Origin of the sequence: Blautia sp. AM47-4 (assembly GCF_003479865.1) — a bacterium.
GTDB lineage: Bacteria > Bacillota > Clostridia > Lachnospirales > Lachnospiraceae > Fusicatenibacter > Fusicatenibacter saccharivorans.
This window is the reverse complement of record NZ_QUHY01000005.1, coordinates 150,660-171,463: the sequence shown is the minus strand read 5'-3', so window position 1 is coordinate 171,463 and position 20,804 is coordinate 150,660. Positions and strand designations below refer to the sequence as shown.

Sequence of the window (20,804 nt, the reverse complement as noted above, 5' to 3'; positions counted from 1 at the left end):
GTTCTTTCATGAAAAAAGCATCAGAATCCTGCATCTGATGCTTTTCCTTTGTTACTAAGTAAATCAATAATTGATCCAGTAGATCCATTTTAATTTACTGCAAAGATAATTTTCTTTAATAATCGGTACGGATATTTGGAAGATCAAAAGCTCCGCTTAAGATATCCTGGATGTCGCCGGAAATTTCTACACTGGACGGTGTCAGGATGAAAATATAGCTGGAAACTTTCTGCAGACTTCCGCTCATGCAGTAGCATGCACCACAGCAGAAATCAATGATTCTCTGGGCAATATCCACATCAATGCCTTCTAAGTTAAGGACAACGGTACATCCGGCCAGAAGCGTATCCGCGATTTCACGGGTATCCTCCATGGAAGCCGGTTTGATGACGCATACTTCCATATTTAATGCACCTGCTTTCTTTCTCATTGGAGTAACTTTCGAGGAAACCGGAGCAGCTGGCTTTGGAGCTCGTGCAGCAGCAGCCTGGCTTGAAGCGGTGGTCTTTGGCGCCGGCTGTTTACGCGGTGCAGTGTGAACCGGTTTCGCCTGCGGCTCTTCCTCTTCGTCCTCATCCTCGTTCTCCAGTTTACGGAAGAAACGTTTCTTTGGTTTTTCTTCTATATCATCGTCTTCTTCATCGAAGAAGCTATCCGAATCAGCATCCTCTTCCTCGTAATCGTCGTTCAGCCGGATGGCATCCAGAAATTTGTCTAAAACACTCATTCTTATACTCTCCTATTTTTAGTCCTGTGGCATTTGGCCAGACAGCCGTGCAGAATGCGCGGGGTCACTCTTCTTGGAAAGACTTCCTGTTATCTTTTACTGTAATCCCGTTCGCCAAAGACTCCGGTTCCAACCCGTACTAAAGTGGCGCCTTCTTCTACTGCTACTTCGTAATCGCCGGTCATGCCCATGCTCAAAATGGCCATACGTACATTATTAATGTTTTTGGCGGCAATGTCAACACTTAATTCCTTTAATTTGCGAAAAACCGGACGATTTTCTTCTGGATCTTCCACATACGGTGCAATGGTCATAAGTCCCTCCACATGAATTGCCGGAAGTTTTGCGATTTCTTCAATCAATGGAAGGGTTTCCTCTACGGAGACACCAAACTTGCTTTCCTCGCCGGCAACGTTTACCTCGATCAGGATCGGGATTTCGCAGTTGTGCTTTACCGCTTCCTCACTGATCGTTTTTGCCAGACGAAGAGAATCGACAGAATGAATCAGGGCAACTTTTCCTGCAATGTATTTTACTTTATTCCGCTGCAGATGACCGATCATGTGCCAGTGGATATCCTTTGGCAGCACTTCCTCTTTTTCTGTCAGCTCCTGCACTTTGTTTTCACCGAAATTGCGTTCGCCAAGATCATAGATTTCGGAAAGCATTTCGACCGGTTTTGTCTTGCTGACCGCAATCAGGGTAACTTCCTCCCGGTTCCGTCCGGCTCTTTTGCAGGCTTCTGTAATTTTCTTCTGGACTTCTTCATAGTTCTCTTTCAGCATATCTTTCTAACCTCCAGTATTTAATGCACAATATCTTCTTCACTGACGGTGGATGCATTTTCCACAATATAATCATACTGCGAAATGCCGTATTGCGTTTGTTTTTTTATGATAGAATACTCCGCATTCTGATCGATGATCTGAATTTTGCGGAATACAGCATATCCTTTGTTGATGCAGTAAACACCCTGCAGCGGAACCGTTTCTCCAATCTGATACGTTGTGGCGGAATCCTGTGCACGAAGTATATCTCCATCATTAAAAGCGGCCATGTCGACGTAATATTCGACCGGATTATCATTTTCATCATTGACCTGCTCATAGATCGTGGCGTTTACAAATTCTGTCACCGGCTGTCCGTTATCATCCAGCATGACATTTCCTTTTTTATCGGTCTTTTCCCGCAGGAAACCGGAAGAATTGCTGTCTCCGCCCTGTACGAGCATCTGCGCCGGGATTTTATAGAAATCTTTTTCCGTGATGGCAGTATTTGGAATTTTCAGTCCGCTTCCAGTGTTTGTGACCAGCTCTATTGAAAGAAAACGGTCTTCCGCATAACGGATCATCCCGCTTGTAAACGAAATGACAGCATAGTTCTGATCGTTAATGGACTTTAGATTCAGTGTTCCCGTCTGTGTTTTTCCGTCTTTCAGAAATTTAACTTTTATCGTACTGAAATTGGAAAGTGTAACGACCTGCTTATTCGTCACCGGAACGGCAATTTCCCACTGCTCATCTGTCACCAGACGGTATACTGCATTTCCAGTCTCCGTCTGCGCGCCGGAATCAAAGGAAACCACAGAGGCTTTCGTAGAGAAAAGCTCCGGCGTAAGGCTGTCCTCCGTATAGCTTTCATATCCATCACTGCCGTAGACGACAACACCGTCCTGATCTGCATAAAATATCGTCTGTGATGAGGAATCTCCGTTTTCAGCGGCAGCGGCAAGCAGCTTTGCGGAAAGTTCTGTTTTCAGCTGATAAATGCCGGAAAAGGAACTGGAATCATAATCAGAAGAAAAACGTGCGAGCGAGGAACGAAGCGACGTTCTCGTTGCCGCATCTGCCGAAATACCAGAGGTATCGGCATTTTCTGTTGCGGAAATCCCATAAACAGCGCTTCCGCGGCTGATTTTCGATGCATTTGGGGTATAGAACTGAACATATCCGCTGCCGGAGGAAAGCTGCACACTCTCTGTCCGCATGGCGAATGCGGTATAGGTATCATTCCGGGATAAAGTTCCCTGCACAACCTGAAAAGATTTGATATGATCGGCGGTCAGGTAAAAGAAAAGTGAAACTGCCATATAGAAAAAAAGGGCTCCAAAGATGATATTTCCAATATTCAACGCTGGAAAAGGGAAACGGATTCTCGAATGCCGGCGGCTGTTCTTTTTCTGCTTAGACAAAATGTATGCTCCTTTTATTGTTTAATCCATGCGCTAAAAGGACGGTGCCGTAAGCGCCGTCCTTTGGTTTTGTCGCTATGCAATTATTATAATACAGTTTTGGTTACAGTGCAACGATAATCTTATCCTGCATGCCTTCCGGAAGCTCTTCTTTATCCATGGAGACACTTAATACGAAGGTAATGTTATACTGCTTGCCAATGCCTTCCAGCTGTTCAACACAATCTGTGATGTCCTCGCCTTCCAGTTTTGCTACTTTCAGGAAGCTGTCGAGATAAACGCTTGCGAGATCGTGGTCCTGAGAAACGATACCGCAGATAAATCCGATAAATTCATCACTGTTTTTCAGAGGATAGTCGGTTGCGGAAATCAGACGTACTTTGTTGTTTAATTCAAACATGTGCTTTGTGCTCTTGTCAATATACACGATATTTCCGTTTGCGGTTTTTACCTCTGCATTTACTTTGTCTAACAGCTGTTTTGTTTTGCCTTTTCCCTTCTTGCCTACAATTAATTGAACCATAGCAGTTTCCTCCTTAGATTAGAATAAGATATTTTCACCAAAAACCTTTAAGTTCATGGTTTAATTATAGTACAATTCACCAACGTTTTCAATGGTAAAATGAAAAAATTCTGAAAAATCTTCTAATTTGCGGGGAAAGGAGCTCTGTTTTTCTAAACGGATACGACAATCTCCCGGAGAGGCAGAAAAAACGCCGTCCGGGGGATTGCAAAAAGATTACGTCAGGAGTTGATATTGGAAAGAAGAGTGTTCATGTCCTCGTACAGTTCCACTTTTGTTGATGCATGAAGAATGACTGAGATAAACGGTTCTCCGTATGCATTCTGGGATACCAGTGCCAGGCAGGAACCGGCCTCATCGGTCGTTCCGGTTTTTCCGCCGAGCACCGTCACGTTTTCCGGTGCGTTTTTCTCTCCGGTCAGATATTTGTCCGTGGAGCTTAAATAGATCGTTCCCGCCATACCGTCCGCATGCGTCATGTTCAGCGTGTAGGAAGACATTGACATCGTATTCTGGAATTCCGTATGCTGATAGGCAGCATACAGCATCAGATAAACATCATATGCAGTAGTGTAATGATTCTCATTGTGAAGACCGTGCGGGTTTGCAAAATGCGTACCGGTCATGGCAAGGGAAGCTGCCTTATCGTTCATCATCTGAACGAAATTCTCTACACTTCCGCCTACCTGGCGGGCAATCGCCATAGCAGCATCGTTGGCAGAATAAATCAACAATGCATGGAAAAGCTGATCCATCGTTACCGTATCGCCCACGGCCAGTCCACTCATCTGGGATCCATCTTCCAGCGCAAGATCCTCTTCTGTGATCGTTACCTGCGTATCCGGCTGGTTGTATTCCATGGCAAGGAGAGCCGTCATGATCTTCGTGATGCTGGCTGGGTAGACCTGATCATACATATTCTGCGCGAACAATACTTTTTTGTGATCCAGATCAAACAGTCCGGCCTTTACCTGTGAAGAAAACGAGATATCATTCAGCGGTACGCTCGTCTCACCGACACAGAGATCGGCAGAGAGCGTTTCAGCCTGAAACCGTTTTTCTGCCGAAAGCGGATCGGAGGCGAGCACCATACTTCGCGCAAACGGCTCTGTAATGTCCATCTGGCGGTCCTGACGGTACAGTTTCACACCGATCAGAACCGCAATAACAGCAACACAGACACCCGCGCCGATGATCAGGCGGTTTAAAATATGTTCGGTTTTTTCCGGAGCAGTCCCGTTTTTCTCCGTTACAGGCAGTTTCTGTTCTTTTTCTGTAGTATTAGTCGTTTCTCCGGTAGATTTCACGCCAGTCCATTTCTCCTCTGTCTAATGATTTGATCAGCATTTCTGCCGTTGCAAGATTGGTGGCAAGCGGAATGCTGTGTACGTCGCAGAGACGGATAATCCGATGGACATCCGGCTCATGCTGTTTCGGCTGTTCCGGATCCCGCAGGAAAATCACAAGATCCAGATCATTCTGTTCAATCTGAGAACCCATCTGCTGAACGCCTCCAACGTGTCCAGCCAGATATTTGCGGACGTTAAGTCCGGTTGCCTCTTCTACCAGACGGCCGGAAGTTCCGGTTGCGTAAAGAGTATGCTTGGCAAGTACCGAGCGGTAGGCGATACACAAGTTCTGAAGCAGCGTTTTTTTTGCATCATGCGCGATCAATCCGATGTTCATTGATGGTTTTCCTCCTTAGTAATTCATAGTTTCTGGTTACAAAATCCCGGTTCTGCAGTCCGACATTCAGGACAAGCCCCATTCCGATGTAAAGTGTTACAAGGGAGGTCAGTCCATAGCTGACGAACGGAAGCGGTGTACCGGTGTTCGGCAGGATTCCGGTTGCAACACTGATATTCAGAAAGCTCTGAAAGGCAATGAGTCCTGCCATACCGCAGCAGATCAACGTTCCTGACAGATCTTTTGCTTTCCGGGAAGTCCGGATGCATTCGACGAGAATCAGGAACAGGAGCAGGATGATTCCGCAGCATCCAAAGAAACCAAGTTCCTCTCCTGCCACTGCAAAAATAAAGTCATTATGGTTCTGGGAAACGAAATTTCCCTTATTTGCGGAAGAAACTTTATTGTTGTTGAGTCCTTTTCCGGTCAGCTTTCCGGAACCGATGGCTGTAATGGAATTCTGCTGCTGGAGACGGCCGTCGGCGTTGTCGGCATCATCGCTTAACCAGTCCTGAATTCGCCCAAGCTGATAACCAATCGTCTTGTCAAGAGCCGCCGGAAGCTGGAAATTCACCTGCGTAATGACAAGCAGAAGCGCAAGTACCAGTGCTGAACCGGAAACCAGAACAACGGCGATAACTTTGTAGCTTAAGCCCGCCACATACATCATAAAGCAGAACAGAACCATGACCGTAATCGTATTTTTCAAATCCGGCTGACGGTAAATCATAACGAGCGGCGGAATCAGAAGCCCGATCGCGGTAAAAATGGTTTTCGCCGTATTCAGATCTTCTTCATGCTTCATCAGAAACATCGCAAAAAACATGATCAGAAAGATTTTTGACAGCTCGGTCGGCTGAAACTGAAAGCTTCCGATCTGAATCCAACGGGTCGCACCAAACGTGTTTTTTGCGGTAGAACCGCCGAGATAAAGAACGCCAAGCATCATCAGATTTCCGATGTAAAGAACCCAGTAAAAATTCAGAAGCCAGCTATAGTCAAGCAAAGAGACAATAATCATGATGACTACGCCCAATACGACTCCGATGGCCTGTTTTTTCTGGTCTGCACTGTCTGCACTTCCGATCAGAAGCACACCAATGATGCTGATGGCAATCAGAAGAATGACCAGCCGGAAATTATAATTTTTCAGCTTATATCGTCTTAACATGATACTCCTCGTTTCTTTTCAATGGTATTTTCGCTGTCAGTATGACAGGGGTTGTTTGTGTAATGGTGACGGAAATTTCATCCGCCTCAACGGTAAGGTATTTTCCTGCAGCAGCAGAAAGATCATTTTTCAGCATCTGAAGCGATGCCGGAGAACAGTTCAGACGTTCTGCCATTAAAAGATTGGACAGACGTTCTTTTGCAACGAGGCCGGAGTGCGGCTTTCTGCCTGAAAATAAACCCATACCAGTTCCCTCCTATCGCCCGAATACACGGCGGAAAAATCCCTTTTTGCTGTCAAGATCCAAGTAGGGAACACTCTCCCCGAGGATCCTGTGGCTGATATTCGTAAAGGCTTCTCCTGCCTTGGAACCGCTTCCAGCGATCGCTTCGCCCTGGTTGGTGGCGATTACTACCTGCTCATCATCGGGCAGAATGCCGAGCAGCGGAACAGCAAGAATTTCCTGTACATCATCCACCGACATCATTTCACCGCGTTTTACCATATCCGGCCGGATACGATTGATGACAAGAGAGATATCCCTCAGATCCTGCGCCTCCAGAAGGCCGATGATGCGGTCCGCGTCCCGGATGGCCGAAACCTCCGGCGTAGTCACAACAATTGCCTTATTGGCACCGGCAACTGCATTTGCAAATCCCTGCTCAATGCCTGCCGGACAGTCAAGAAGAACAAAATCAAAGCTCTGTTTTATTCATCGCAGAGTTTTTTCATCTGCTCGGGCGTTACGCTTGTCTTGTCCCTCGTCTGGGCAGACGGGAGAAGGTAGAGCTGCTCGTACCGTTTGTCGCTGATTAGCGCCTGCTTCATCCGGCAGTTGCCCTCCACAACATCCACAAGATTGTAGACAATCCGGTTTTCAAGGCCGAGCACGACATCCAGGTTTCGAAGACCGATGTCGGTATCTACCATCACAACTTTCTTTCCAAGCTGTGCCAGCCCGATTCCGATATTTGCTGCGGTTGTCGTCTTTCCGACGCCGCCTTTTCCTGATGTAATTACAATGACTTCACTCATCTGGAACCTCCTTGTTGAAAACTGTTCTGCATTTTCATGCCGCAGGATGCGTCCAAACCTTTGTTTAAAAACACATCCTTTCTCTTTTGCAGCTTTCTTCCCAGGCTTCGTTTCCGCCGGAAAAATTCCTTAGTCTGCTCTCACGCTTGCAACACCGTTGGAATTTGCCTGACCGGACAGAATATCGTCTGAGAGGCCATAGTAATAATCTAAGATATCCTTAGCTACCAACTCTGCGTTCATAGAAGAATATCCAAACGGAATGCGGACGGCAAGAGCAATATCGTCTCTGCTCTCATAGTGAGAGAAGCCCATAAACAGTCCATGGTTTGCACGTGTATGGTCTTCCTCCGCGGTACCGGTTTTTCCGGAAAGCTCTACCGGCCAGGATTCCGGGAAAATGGTCGCATTGGATACGCTGATTACTTTTCGCATGCCTTCGTGTACCAGATCCCAGATGCTGGAATCAACATCCATTTCTGAATTTACCGTCGGGCCGAAATCTGCGCCCATATCGATGTCATTGCCATCCGAATCCGTTGCTTTCTGCAGAAGGGAAAGATTATAAACCGTACCGGAATTTGCAATCGTTGTGACATAGCGTGCAAGCTGTGTCGTCGTATAGTTGTTGGTACCCTGACCAATCGAGGAAGGGATCGGAAGGGAATCGGTTACATTCGGATCGGTTTCCGAAATTTCGATTCCAGTCTTTTCATCCAGCTTAAACATATCGGCATATTTCTGGATCATTTCCAGAGAGCGCTTCTGTGTAAAGGTGCCGTTCTCATCGAGTCCCAGACGATATCCAAGCGTACAGAAGAACACGTTGCAGGAGTTCTGGATGGCACCGACAATGTTCAGATCTCCGTGGCCGCTCAACTGATGGCAGTGGACATAGTCAGATTCGTTGACAAGTCCTTCCCCGAACAGACCGTTGCAGTTGATGATACTGGTCGGAGTAATTATGCCTTCGCTTAATCCGGCAACCGCTATCAGTGGTTTAAAGGTGGAACCAGGAGCCGTCTTCTGCTGGGTTGCTTTGTTGTACAGCGGGCTGGATTCATCGGTATTCAATTTTGCCCAGTATGCGGTATCCATCTGGTTTGCCAGGCGGTTGTTGTCATAGCCAGGATAGGAAACACAGGCTAAAATAGCACCGGTATTCGGGTCCGTAATGACAGCAGAACCGGAACACGGATCGAGTGCAAGCTGTGCCGGGGTGATTTCCAGTTTGGCGATTTTATCGGACAGAAGCTGGAACGGTGTCATATTTCCTGCAACATAAGCGGCATAATCGTCATCCTCTTTCGTCAGAAGGTTCTGATCATACATCAGATTGCAGATATCATAGCCATCGAGCATATCCTGCAGCAGCATATAGTGATACATCTTTTTTGCAAATGTTGTATTGTTTGCCAGACGGTCCAGAATAACCTCCGTCAGCTTCTGATAAACCTCCTGAGAATCCAGGTAGGCATCATCCTGCGTCAGTGCTGAGACATCAATCCAGTTCTGGCTTGCCGCATACGTCAGGTAATCACGAAGAGAAATCGTTCCGTCATTCCATGCCTGATAGGTGGCGTCTTTCTCATCAATTGCTGTTGAAGAAAGAATACCCATCGTACTGGAAAGCAGCTTATCCACGATGAAGGTCTCATATTCCTGCATTTCATCGCTGAGGTCGTTGTAAACGGTTGCTGTTTCAACGGTCAGTTCCTGCGTAATCTCGGCAAGCACCTGCTGGAGTTTCTGCTGGAACAGTGCATAGATCCGCTGCTCACGCTCCGTGGCATCCGCCGCCGAGAAATGGGAAATATCAATCGTGCTGTTTTCGATCAGTGCATTGTATACATCGTAAATTGGAATCGGAACGGCATCCGTATTGGCAAGTGTTGAGGTATCAACGGATTTTACATCACTCAGATACTGTTTCAGAATGCCGGCAATTCTCTGTTCCAGAATTTTATATACCGCAATCTGCAGGTCATAATCAATCGAAAGATAGACGTTATTTCCCTGTTTTGGCTCAACCAGGGATCCCTCTACCGTTTCCAGCTCTTTTCCGACGTTATTAACGATAATCTCTTCTGATCCGTCGGTTCCCTGAAGGATTGTCTCCATATACTGTTCCAGACCAGATTTTCCGACGATGGATTCCGTGGAATACGTTTCTTCTTTTCCCTGGCTCTTCAGCTCTTCATTCAGTTCTGTCAGCTCGTCTGAGGACGCCTGGCCCGTATAACCGATCAGAGAGGAAAAATACTTTCCGTCATAATATACACGCTCGGAATCTTCCGAAATGCTGACACCCTGCAGAACATCTTCATTCTCTGCAATCGATGCAGTTGTATTGCTGCTGACGCCGGAAGCAACTGTCACGCGGACATACTTCTGATAATTCGTCTGTTTCATCTTATAGCGGATCACCAGAATTTCCAGACGCTCCTGATTGGAAAGAGAAAGGACAGCATTTCCGGATTCGTCTGTCTGGTATGGAAGACCATACTCTTCAAAATCTTTGGCAGCATATGCGTATTTTTCATCGTCAGAATAGGCATCCAGGCCAAAGCCGTCCGGTCCGGCAAGAAATGTCATCAGCGTTTCGGCACTGGAACTCTTCTGTTCTGCCGTCATATCGTCGATTTTCTTCTGTCCATAAATGTCTGCACGGAAACGGTCGCGGGTCGTTCCCTCTTCACCTGTAAAAACAAACGCACCGTTCTCATCCACTTCAATCGGGAAGGTGCTGGTGTCAATCGAGTCTCCGTTTGCACGAATCAGCTTACAGAGACGATAGAGTTCTGCGTTCAGAGAGAGAATACGTTCTTTTGTCGTGTTGTACGTTCCGTTATCCTCGATGGTTACAGAGTAGGAAACCTTATTTCCAGCGATCAGTTTTCCGTTCCTGTCATAAATATTTCCTCTTGTACTCTCAAGGGTTCTGGTTTTTGTGATTTGCAGTTCAAAATTATCCGCATACTCTTCTCCATGCACTACCTGCAGGATAAAAAGTCTTCCGATCAGGACGGCAAACATAGCAAGGAAAACCACACCAAGCAATAGGGTGCGGTTTTCACCGAGTCTGCGGAAAAATTTTCTTATCTTCTTAGCCATGGCGACTGTTGTCCTTCCATTTCATTTTCGGTCAGTTTACGGTTGATGATAAATAAAAGCCGGTAAAGCAGAATGGAGAGCACTACCGTGTATACCATTTCCGGCAGAATAATATGCGCCAGATAATCGAAAAAGTGCAGGCGCACGCGCAGCAGGAACTGCAGCACATACATCAGCAGACTGTAGACAAGATCGCTGGCAGCGACCAGTACAATGTGTACCTTAATATCATCGTCATAGAAGACTTTGCAGAAAAAGCCGTTCAGATAACCGATATACATGTAGAGCAGTGCGTAAAATCCAAACAGGCTGCCGTAGAACAGATCAATCATCAGACCGCTGAAAAATCCGACCATCAGTCCCTCTTTTTTTCCGCGCATCAGCCCAAAGGCGGACGTCAAAATCAGAAGAAGGTTCGGCGTTACGGACGCGATCTGAAAATACTGAAATACAGTTGTCTGTAACAGGAAAGCTGCCAGAATCAGAAAGGCAAGCGTGATTTTTCTGCGCATTTACTCTCCTCCCTGCTGTTTTATTCTTTGATCACGAGAACTTCCTGAATATGTTGAAAATCCACAACAGGAATGATGTATCCCTTTTTCGTCAGGTGATTGGAGTCCTCGGTGATTTCACTAACATAGCCGATCAGAATACCGCGGAGGTATTTATCACTGATGTTCGATGTCACAATCTTTTCGCCCTCAGCTACCGTGTCGGTTGTATTCAGCTGGGAAAAGGCAAGCTTTCCGTCGCTGATCAGGCGCAGATCACCCGATACAATACACGTATCCGAGGTAGATGCTGTCATGGCGCTCACGGAACTGGAGTCATCAATGATAGAGCGGACAGTAGCGGAATTGGAACTTACCTCCTCAACAAGTCCAACAAGGCCGCCGTCTGCAATAACGTTCATATCTTTCTGAATCCCGTCATTTGATCCTTTGTTGATGACAAAGGTATCATACCAGTTGCCCGGATCCTTTGAGATGACCTGTGCTGCTACTTTTTCATATTCCGAGTAGGACTGGTCCAGCTGATACAGCTCCTGAAGACGCTGCAGCTCCTGCTGATCCTGTACAAGCTGATTGTTTTCCTCAGTCAGATCCGTGACCTTCTGTTCAAGCTCCTCTTTCTCGGCAGACAGTTTTTTGACGTTCTGGAAACCGGTCAGACAGTCTGTCAAATACGCACCGATCTGGTTAATTCCGTTCTGAAACGGGATGATCACAAAGCCTGCGGCTTCCCGGATCGGCGTGACCGGCATTTTGTCTGCTGCACTGCCTAAAATGCCGGAGAGACACAGGAACGTCATGATGAAAAGTAAATGTTTGCTTTTTAGCTGAAATTTTTTCTTCTTATTCATAGCGGGTCCTTTTTGATAGATTTACTTCTTTTTATTTACCGTGTAAGCCCAGCGATGCAGCGCATCGTGCGTGATCAGTTCCTTGAGCCCACAGATGGTACAGAGGTCATAATACTGGGAAAGCTGCACCGGACAGCCGAGCTGTCTTGAAAGATAGCGGTCAATGTTCGGAATCCTTGTGCTTCCGCCGGTGATGTAAATACCCTCTTTCTGGATATGATCGTGGATCTGCGGCGGTGTACGCTCCAGCGCATGCTTGATTTCCTCGCCGATCTCATTAACACCGGAAAGGAGTGCTTCGTTTACGAGGGAAGAAGTAATGATCCCTTCCATTGGAAGACCGGATGCACCATCTACGCCGCGCACCTTCCGCGCCTCTTTTTTGTCTGTTCCAAGATCAGCCAGCGCAATCTTGACACGTTTGGCTGTTTTGGAGCCAATCTGGAAATTGTTTTTGCGGCGGTTCAGATTGCATATCGATTCATTGAACTGTTTTCCGCCTACCTGGATGATTCTGGAAAAAATAACCCTCGCGTTGGCGATAACAGAAATCTCTGTGCTCTGCGCTCCGATGTTGACAATCATGGAACCCTTCGTGCGGTTGATCGGAATGCCAAGTGCCAGCGCATCCGCGATTGGTTTATCCACAAGATACATGCGGCAGTTTTTTAAGGCTCCCTTATGTGCAATCGTATAATAAGAACGCCGTTCAATCTCTGTCATATCGCAGGGAACTGAAAAGTACAGCTCCGGGCGGTATCCCATGTGGCGCGTACAGCGGTGGAGAAGCGTGTGCAAAACGGCTTCTACCATCAATACATTCGCAATGCGTCCGTTGCTCATGGGGGTAATTACCTCGATATTGGAAGGCGTTCTCTCGTGCATTTCATATGCGTAATTTCCAACGGCAATCACCTGTTCGCGGTTGCGTATGGCAATCATATTTTTTTCTTTTGTGATTGTGTCTTTCTTCAGGTCATAGATTTTGACGGTACTGGTGCCAAGGTCTATGCCGTATACATTTCGAATCTGCATCGTGCTCCTTTAACTTGTTCCCTTCCTTTGGGCATTTCTGCCTCGGATTTTCGGGATCAGATTCCCTGTTCCAGCATACTGGTATAACAGTGATCCCCGATAATAATGTGATCCAGCAGGGTAATGCCGAGCATTTCGCCCGCCCGCCGGATCTGCCGTGTCACGGTAATGTCGTCACCGCTTGGTTCCGGGATTCCGCTTGGATGGTTGTGAACCAGTAGAATATGAACCGCACGGAACTGCAGTGCCGCAAGAAAAAGCTCCCGCGGCGAAATCATCGTCGCATTGACCGTTCCTCTTGTGATTTCCTTTTCTCCGAGAAGCTGATTTTTTGTGTCCAGCATCATGCAGAGAAGAACCTCCTGATCCTCGTGGCGGAGACGTTCCATGTAATAATCCGCAATGGAAGCCGGATCATGAAAGCAGAGACCTTTTCTTGCTCCGGCCGCGGCCATTCGTTTGGAAAGCTCACCGATGCACTGGAGCTGGATCGCTTTTACTTCCCCGACTCCGCGGATCTGCAGAAGTTCCTGTCTTGTACAGTGATAGAGTCCTAACAGGCCCTCCTCTTTTCCGGGAAGGGAAAGAATTTCTCTTGCGAGCTCCAGGGATGTTTTTCCCCTTGCCCCACATCGTAAAATGACAGCCAGAAGCTCCGCGTCGGAAAGGCTTTCCGGGCCGTTTTCCAGGCATTTTTCATATGGCTGTTCCATCGTCGGCAGGTTTCGTAATCCATTTTTTCTCATGTATTCCTCCCACCACTCTTCCGGGAATTTTCATGGAATACATTGGTTTGAATCACCCATCATTCTAGCACAACTTTCCGCAGATGTATAGGAATTATGAAAAATTCATATATTTTTTTGCAATTTCCTCTGCCGTTTTTAATCCGTCCATGGCTGCGGAAGTGATGCCTCCCGCATAGCCTGCGCCCTCTCCGCACGGGTAAAGACCGGTAAGCGACGGACTTTCGAGCGTTTCATTTCTTACAATGCGGACCGGTGACGAGGTACGCGCTTCCACGCCGGAAAGAACGGCGTCCGGACGGGAAAAGCCGTGGATTTTCCGCTCAGATGCACGAATGCCTTCCACAAGGGAGTCTCCGATAAACGTCGGAAGAACTTCCCGCAGATTGGCGAAAGTCCATTCTCCGCAGATGGAAGGGGTTACCTCTCCAAGTGCTGTAGAAACTCTGTTTTCACAGAAATCACCAAAAAGCTGCACCGGAACTTTGCCTTTTCCGGCTTCCCACGCAGCGTGTTCAAGCGCTCTCTGGAATGCCACACCATCGAGTACGTCCGGCGTTCCCTCTACATGGTACGGGCGGTAGTCTTCCGGTGTTACGGTGACAATCATAGCGCTGTTCGCATTTTTACCTTCCCGGTCAGAATAACTCATACCGTTGACGCAGGTGCGTTCCGCTTCCGAGGATGCGTTGACAACATAGCCGCCGGGACACATGCAGAATGAGTACACACCTCTTCCGTTTTCACACTGATTGGTGAGCTTATACGGTGCTGCCCCAAGGAAATCCGGTGCCTCCGGTCCGTACTGATCCTCCGTGATCATCTTCTGCGGATGCTCAATGCGGACGCCGACAGCGAAGGATTTTGCTTCCATGGAGATCTTATTTTCGCAGAGTTTAAAGAAGGTATCGCGTGCAGAGTGGCCGATCGCAAGGACTGCAGTCTCCGCGGCAATCTTCTCGGTTTCATTGACGGTTACAGAAGTGAGTCTGCCGTTTTCAATCCCAAAGTCCGTCACTTTTGCTCCGAAACGGACTTCTCCGCCCCATGCCTCGATCTTTTTCCGCATTGTTGTCACAATTCCGATGAGCTGATCGGTGCCAAGGTGCGGTTTCTGATCGTACAGAATTTCTTCCGGTGCCCCGCATTCCGTGAAGATCCGGAGTACCTCACGGTTTCTGCCGGATGGATCCTTCACCGAAGTGTTTAATTTTCCATCCGAAAACGTACCGGCGCCGCCCTCTCCGAACTGTACGTTCGATTCCGGGTTCAGAACGCCGGTTTTCCAGAACGCATCGACACTTTTCTTTCTCTGTTCTGCAGATTCGCCGCGCTCCAGAACGAGCGGACGGTAGCCATGCTTTGCGAGAACATAGGCACAAAAAAGTCCTGCCGGACCGCTTCCGATAATAACCGGCCGGTGAACAAGAGTCTGTTCTCCGGATTTTGGGAACACATATGGCTTTTTCTCCGCTTTTACGATCTGGTTATTTTTCGCCTTCCGCAGTACGGCGTTCTCATCTTTTACTTTTACATCAAGCTGATAAACGTATTTTAATTCGGATTTCTTTCTGGCATCAATTGAGCGGCGTAAGAGCTCAATTTCCTGCAGATCGTGTTTTCCGATTTTCAGTGTTTTTCTTATTTTCTGTTCCAGTTCCTCCTGTGTGTGGGTGACTGGAGCTTTAATTGCTGTATCCGAATCATGCATGTTCTCCTGCTGCAGCTCTTCCGGCTGCACTTCCGCTGGACCAGGCCCACTGGAGATTGTAGCCGCCGCAGACGCCGTCGACGTCCAGGGCTTCTCCCGCAAAGAAAATACCAGGGTGCTGTACCGATTCCAGAGAATCCGTAAGCTGGTCGAGCGTGATGCCGCCCGCACACACCTGGGCTTTTCCAAAGTCGGTCTGGCCGGTGATCTGTAAACGATATGATTTGATGGCGCCTGCCATTTCTTCCGGAGTCTTTTTCTTTCCGATCAGAACCGGAATGAGTTTTTCCGGAAGAAGACCGATCAGAAGCTCTTTTGGCGCTTTATACGGGCAGATTTCCTGCCGTCTGACAAGTTCTGCAGTAAGCTCCAATTCCGTCAGTTCCGGAAAGAAGTCTACGAGAAGTTCAACGCGTTTTTTCTGCATGCAGGCGCGCACAGCGAACCGGGAAATCTGGAATACCGGGATGCCGGAGACACCGTAGTCGGTAAGCTGCAGCTCTCCCTGTTCCGTCAGAATCTCCTGATTTTCAACCAGAAGCGTAATCTTCGCGCGCACCCGAACACCCGCCCAGGAGGAAAACTGGTTTCCTTTGCAGCGGAGCGGGCAGAGGGCCGGGAAAAACGGAATCGAAGCGAGCTGAAGCTGATCGGCAAATCGAAGTGTATCTCCGTCGGAACCGGCGATCTGGGAAGCACAGCTTCCGCAGCAGATGATGACGCTGTCAGCCGGGTACTGCCATCCTTCGGTGCGCACCAGATAACCATTTTCGGCTTTTTCCACTGCAACAGCCGTTTCCCGTGTCTTGATTTTTACCTTTCGGAATCTGGCTTCCAAAATCAGCAGCTCAAGAACGGACTGTGCCTGCTCGCTGGCCGGATAAAGCCAGCCTTCACGGCTCCGGATGCGGATGCCGAGCTGTTCAAAAAACTGTTCGGTGTCCTGTTCGGTAAACTGTTCGAGAACCCGTGATGCACGCTCCTGATTTCCCGTGCGGTAGCACGATGCATCCTGATAACGATTGGTAAAATTACACCGTCCGTTTCCGGTCGCAAGAAGCTTTCTGCCCGGTTTATCGTTCTTTTCCAGAACGGTGACCGCGGCACCGAGACGTGAGGCCCAAATTGCCGCCATCAGTCCGCTCGCGCCGCCGCCGATAATTACCACATTTTTTGCCATTATAATGTCACCATACCGGCATCGACGAGTTTCTGAAGACTCATCAGAATACCGAATTTTGCGTGCTGCCACGTAAGCCCACCCTGAAAATAGACAGCGTACGGCGGTTTGATCGGGCCATCGGCAGAAAGTTCAATGGAAGAGCCCTGCACGAAAGCGCCAGCTGCCATGATAACTGGGCTGTCGTAACCTGGCATATCCCAAGGTTCCGGGGAAACGAAGCTGTCGACCGGGGCAGCTGCCTGGATACCCTGGCAGAATGCGATGACGCCTTCCGGTTTTCCAAAGGTTACCGCCTGAATGATGTCGTGACGGCTCTCGGTTCCGTTTGGAACAACGGCAAATCCCAGTTTCTCATAAACATTTGCAGCAAAGACAGCACCTTTTAATGCCGCTGCGGTAACGGTCGGTGCCAGGAAGAATCCCTGGTAGAAGGAACCGTTCACACCGAGTGTTGCGCCAACCTCTTTTCCAAGTCCCGGGGAGAGCAGACGGTATGCTGCATTTTCCACGTACTTTTTCTTTCCAACAATGTAACCGCCGGCCGGAGCCAGTCCGCCGCCCGGGTTTTTGATCAGGGATCCGACCATCAGATCTGCACCGACATTGGTCGGTTCGATCGTCTCCACGAACTCGCCGTAGCAGTTATCGACCATACAGATGACATCTGGTTTGATATTTTTAATAAATGCAATCAGTTCACCGATGCGGGTAACAGAAAGCGTCGGTCTGGTCTGATATCCTTTCGACCTCTGAATCGTCACCATCTTTGTCTTTTTGTTGATGGCATTTTTGATTCCTTCGTAATCGAAAGAGCCGTCCTCTTTTAAATCTACCTGGCGGTAAGTTACGCCATATTCCGCAAGAGATCCGACGGACGGGCGGATGCCGATCACTTCCTCAAGGGTGTCGTACGGTTTTCCAACAGGAGAAAGCAGTTCGTCGCCCGGGCGGAGATTTCCGGAAAGCGCCGTTGCAAGCGCATGGGTTCCGCAGGCGATCTGCGGGCGTACCAGTGCATCCTCAGTGCCGAAGCACGTTGCATAGACCTGCTCCAGCGTATCACGTCCCAGGTCATTGTATCCGTATCCTGTGGTTCCATATAAGCATGCCTCGCTGACCTTGCTTGCCTGCATGGCGTGGATGACCTTTAACTGGTTGTATTCTGCGATTTCATCAATTTTTGCAAAACGCTCTTTTAATTCTTCCTCAATTTTCGTTCCAAATGCGAAAACCTCTTTGGAAATGCCAAGTGTGCTGTACATAGCAGCTTTTTCTGTCAACATGATTGTTCTCCTTCTTCCTTTGCATCGGCCGAAACGATTTCGTTCCAGCGATCCAGCATATATGATAATATTTTTTCTTCGTCGTAGTCAAAATCCGGCTTGTTCAGCCAGATCACATCCTTTTCCCGTCGGAACCAGGTCAGCTGCCGTTTGGCAAAATGACGGGTGTCCCGCTTGATGATATAGACGGCCTCCTCCAGCGTGCATTCGCCCGCAAGATACGGGAACAGTTCTTTGTAGCCCAGTCCCTGCATGGAGACAAGATCTCTTGTGTATCCCATTTCTTTCAAACGGAAAACTTCATCAACCAGTCCGTCGCAGATCATCTGATCGACGCGCCTGTCAATGCGGTCATACAGAATCGAACGTTCGTCGTTCAGCACAAAATAAGCAGAACAGTACGGAGATTCCTTCTGCTTCTGCTCCTCGTTGTGCTCCGAAATCTTCTGTCCTGTCTCGTGATAATATTCCAGCGCCCGGATTACACGTTTTACATTATTCGGGTGAATCGTCTCCGCGGAAGCAGGATCAACCTCGGAAAGTTCCCGGTACAGTTCTGCCGCGCCTTCCTCCGTTGCTGCTTTTTCTTCCAGCTGTTTCCGGATCGGCAGTTCACCGTGCGATTCCGTAAAATCAACTTCTTTTAAAAGCGCCTGGATATAAAAGCCGGTGCCGCCCGTCACGATCGGAATCTGTCCGGCGGCGTATATTTTTTCCATCGCTTCATGCGCCAGTTCCACAAACTTCACGACGTGAAACTCTTCGGAAGGATCGAGCACATCGATCAGATAATGCGGAACGCCGCACATCTCCTCCGGGCGGATTTTGGCAGATCCGATATCCATATGGCGGTAGACCTGCATGGAATCCGCGGAGATAATGGCCCCATTCACCGCTTTGGCAAGCGAAATCGACAGCTTCGTCTTACCGACAGCGGTCGGACCGGTCAGGATAATCAAAGGTTTTTTCAAAAAAAATCACCTACACAATTCTCTTAAATTTCTTTTCCAGTTCCCGTTTCGAGAGGGAAATGATCGTCGGCCGGCCGTGCGGGCAGTGATACGGATCTTCGAGCGTCAAAAGCTCGGCAATGAGCTGCTCCGCCTCTGCATAGGAAAGATGATTGTTGCCCTTTACGGCGGCCTTGCACGACATCGTCGCCAGACGGTCTTTTAAAATCTCCAGCGGCTTTTCGCGGACCTCCTCAAGATTGTCGAGAATCTCGATAAACAGCTCCTCCGTCGCAATACCGTACAGGTTGTGCGGCACGGCGTTGATCGCATAGTCTTTTCCGCCGAACGGGGAAATTTCGTAGCCGAAGGACTGGAAAACGTCCATGTAACGGGTCACAAGATCTGCTTCCTGCGGCGTTAAGGAGACGATCAGCGGAGGACTCACCATCTGGGAGGTGACGTTCTTTTCCCGGTAATTTTTCATCATCCGCTCGAACAGTACCTTTTCGTGCGCGGCATGCTGATCGATGATGTAGAGATTCTCGCCGTACTGAATCAGCCAGTACGTATCGAAAACCTGGCCGATGATGCGGTGCGATTTCTCTGCCTCCGGGGTAAGAAACTGCTCATCAAAGAGCTGCATCTGGCCTTCTGGCTCAGGCGAAGCAGATGCAGATGAGGATTCTTCTGGCATGGAAGATACCGTTGGAGCTGCATCTGGCTCCTGCTGATGCTGTATTGTGTCCGCGTTTGAGAGGTCTGCCGTCTTTGGTACGTTTCCTGCACCCGGCTCAAACAGTTCTTCCTCTTCCCGCGTCATTCCCGTCATCTGCTGAACCGGCACATACGTTTTCGCTGCGCGGTATCCATTTCGTTCCACCTCCGGGAAAATTGGCATTCTTCTGCTCTGGCTGGAAACCGGCTCCACCGGAAGGGACTGCCGTGCAAAGCCTTCTTTTACCTGCCGTTTCTGCTCGAACGGTTCCGGAACAACAATCTGTTCTTTCCGTGCCGCTTTTTCCTCTGCTTTCCGTTCCCTGTCGGAAGAAAGCGAAACCTTCACAATCTGCTCCCTGTGATTCAGCGCACCTGAGATCATATCGCGCATCTGGCGGTAAATCTCCTCCTGATGAGAAAAACGAAGTTCCATCTTCGTCGGATGCACATTGACATCCACCGCCTCTCCATCCATCTGGACATAGAACAGCGTAAACGGATATTTATGCTGCATCATCGATGTCTGATATCCGTCCTCAATCGCACGGGCGAGCAGCTTGCTCCGCACATACCGTCCATTCACGTAATAATTTTCAAAATTCCGGTTTCCCCTCGAGATCACCGGTTTTCCAATAAAACCATCAATCGTCATCAGCGGGCTTTCCGAGTGAATCTCGATCAGCTCCCGCGCGATGTCGCGGCCGTAAATATTATAGACCAGTTCTTTTAAATTCCGGTTGCCGCTCGTATGGAGCTTCACCTGTGAATTCACCATATATTTAAACGAAATCCCCGGATGCGACAGCGCAAGCTGCTCCACAACGGAAGTCACCGCATTCGCCTCCGTAACCGGCGTTTTTAAGAATTTCTGACGAGCCGGCGTGTTGTAAAAAAGATTCCGGACCAGAAAGGTTGTTCCGGTCGGGGCACCGACCTCCTCATTGGCCTTCTCCGCGCCGCCCTCAATCACATACCGCGTTCCCGTCAGCGCATCCGGCGTTTTCGTAATCATCTCGATCTGCGCAACCGCCGAGATACTCGAGAGCGCCTCGCCGCGGAAGCCAAGAGATGCAATCTGCACGAGTTCTTCCACGGAACGGATCTTGCTCGTCGCGTGGCGCAGAAAAGCGAGCGGCACCTGTTCGGCCGGAATGCCGCTTCCATTGTCCGTGATCCGCACCAGCGAGATACCGCCGTCGCGGATTTCCACGGTGATCGCCGTCGCACCGGCGTCCATTGCATTTTCCACCAGCTCCTTTACCACGGAAGCCGGCCGTTCCACGACCTCACCGGCCGCAATTTTATCGATCGTATTCTGATCCAGTACTGCTATGGTAGCCATGTTGTTCCTTTCTGTTTCGGATTG

17 protein-coding genes and 2 pseudogenes are annotated in these 20,804 nt (G+C 48.7%); all 19 read right to left on the bottom strand.

Going from position 1 to position 20,804, the window contains the following annotated elements:
- Positions 1 to 115: 115 nt before the first annotated feature.
- The 19 genes and pseudogenes from DW965_RS05210 to mutL all read right to left on the bottom strand — a co-directional run bounded on the left by DW965_RS05210 (position 116) and on the right by mutL (position 20,780).
- Positions 116 to 727 (bottom strand): cell division protein SepF, encoded by a 612-nt coding sequence (locus tag DW965_RS05210; protein ID WP_055217838.1) that lies wholly within the window; start codon positions 725 to 727, stop codon positions 116 to 118.
- An 89-nt stretch (positions 728 to 816) separates the two neighbouring features.
- Entirely contained in the window at positions 817 to 1,512 is a 696-nt protein-coding gene (locus DW965_RS05205; protein ID WP_022462859.1) for a YggS family pyridoxal phosphate-dependent enzyme, read from the bottom strand.
- 20 nt (positions 1,513 to 1,532) lie between these two features.
- Positions 1,533 to 2,816 (bottom strand): HlyD family efflux transporter periplasmic adaptor subunit, encoded by a 1,284-nt coding sequence (locus tag DW965_RS05200; protein WP_147345099.1) that lies wholly within the window; start codon positions 2,814 to 2,816, stop codon positions 1,533 to 1,535.
- 205 nt (positions 2,817 to 3,021) lie between these two features.
- Positions 3,022 to 3,441: a hypothetical protein gene (locus tag DW965_RS05195; protein ID WP_022462857.1), complete on the bottom strand. Its 420-nt coding sequence runs from the start codon at positions 3,439 to 3,441 to the stop codon at positions 3,022 to 3,024.
- Positions 3,442 to 3,662: 221 nt separating this feature from the next.
- Complete coding sequence (locus tag DW965_RS05190) at positions 3,663 to 4,748, bottom strand: D-alanyl-D-alanine carboxypeptidase family protein (RefSeq protein WP_243004573.1); 1,086 nt, start codon at positions 4,746 to 4,748, stop codon at positions 3,663 to 3,665.
- Positions 4,723 to 5,127, bottom strand: a complete 405-nt coding sequence (mgsA, locus tag DW965_RS05185) for a methylglyoxal synthase (protein WP_022462855.1) — start codon at positions 5,125 to 5,127, stop codon at positions 4,723 to 4,725. The genes DW965_RS05190 and mgsA overlap by 26 nt, the downstream gene beginning before the upstream one ends.
- A complete protein-coding gene (locus tag DW965_RS05180) occupies positions 5,102 to 6,298 on the bottom strand; it encodes an FtsW/RodA/SpoVE family cell cycle protein (RefSeq protein WP_022462854.1) in 1,197 nt (398 codons plus the stop codon). The genes mgsA and DW965_RS05180 overlap by 26 nt, the downstream gene beginning before the upstream one ends.
- Positions 6,282 to 6,542, bottom strand: a complete 261-nt coding sequence (locus DW965_RS05175; protein WP_022462853.1) for a cell division topological specificity factor MinE — start codon at positions 6,540 to 6,542, stop codon at positions 6,282 to 6,284. The genes DW965_RS05180 and DW965_RS05175 overlap by 17 nt, the downstream gene beginning before the upstream one ends.
- A 12-nt stretch (positions 6,543 to 6,554) precedes the next feature.
- A pseudogene (gene minD, locus DW965_RS05170) lies at positions 6,555 to 7,333 on the bottom strand (septum site-determining protein MinD).
- 129 nt (positions 7,334 to 7,462) lie between these two features.
- Positions 7,463 to 10,447, bottom strand: a complete 2,985-nt coding sequence (locus DW965_RS05165; protein ID WP_119198124.1) for a penicillin-binding transpeptidase domain-containing protein — start codon at positions 10,445 to 10,447, stop codon at positions 7,463 to 7,465.
- Complete coding sequence (gene mreD / locus DW965_RS05160) at positions 10,432 to 10,959, bottom strand: rod shape-determining protein MreD (protein ID WP_022462850.1); 528 nt, start codon at positions 10,957 to 10,959, stop codon at positions 10,432 to 10,434. The genes DW965_RS05165 and mreD overlap by 16 nt, the downstream gene beginning before the upstream one ends.
- Positions 10,960 to 10,979: 20 nt before the next feature.
- Positions 10,980 to 11,810: a rod shape-determining protein MreC gene (gene mreC, locus DW965_RS05155; protein ID WP_119198123.1), complete on the bottom strand. Its 831-nt coding sequence runs from the start codon at positions 11,808 to 11,810 to the stop codon at positions 10,980 to 10,982.
- Between the two features lie 21 nt (positions 11,811 to 11,831).
- Positions 11,832 to 12,845, bottom strand: a complete 1,014-nt coding sequence (locus DW965_RS05150; RefSeq protein ID WP_117761507.1) for a rod shape-determining protein — start codon at positions 12,843 to 12,845, stop codon at positions 11,832 to 11,834.
- Between the two features lie 56 nt (positions 12,846 to 12,901).
- Positions 12,902 to 13,591 (bottom strand): RadC family protein, encoded by a 690-nt coding sequence (radC, locus tag DW965_RS05145; RefSeq protein ID WP_022462847.1) that lies wholly within the window; start codon positions 13,589 to 13,591, stop codon positions 12,902 to 12,904.
- Between the two features lie 94 nt (positions 13,592 to 13,685).
- Positions 13,686 to 15,298: pseudogene (locus DW965_RS05140) on the bottom strand (NAD(P)/FAD-dependent oxidoreductase).
- On the bottom strand, positions 15,295 to 16,482 hold the full coding sequence (locus tag DW965_RS05135; RefSeq protein ID WP_055228137.1) for an NAD(P)/FAD-dependent oxidoreductase: 1,188 nt from the start codon (positions 16,480 to 16,482) through the stop codon (positions 15,295 to 15,297). Before DW965_RS05135 ends, DW965_RS05140 begins: the two are co-directional and overlap by 4 nt.
- Positions 16,482 to 17,768: a methionine gamma-lyase family protein gene (locus DW965_RS05130; protein ID WP_055228136.1), complete on the bottom strand. Its 1,287-nt coding sequence runs from the start codon at positions 17,766 to 17,768 to the stop codon at positions 16,482 to 16,484. The genes DW965_RS05135 and DW965_RS05130 overlap by 1 nt, the downstream gene beginning before the upstream one ends.
- Positions 17,762 to 18,739, bottom strand: a complete 978-nt coding sequence (gene miaA / locus DW965_RS05125; protein WP_118666330.1) for a tRNA (adenosine(37)-N6)-dimethylallyltransferase MiaA — start codon at positions 18,737 to 18,739, stop codon at positions 17,762 to 17,764. Before miaA ends, DW965_RS05130 begins: the two co-directional genes overlap by 7 nt.
- Positions 18,740 to 18,749: 10 nt before the next feature.
- On the bottom strand, positions 18,750 to 20,780 hold the full coding sequence (gene mutL / locus DW965_RS05120) for a DNA mismatch repair endonuclease MutL (protein ID WP_119198121.1): 2,031 nt from the start codon (positions 20,778 to 20,780) through the stop codon (positions 18,750 to 18,752).
- Positions 20,781 to 20,804: the final 24 nt, after the last annotated feature.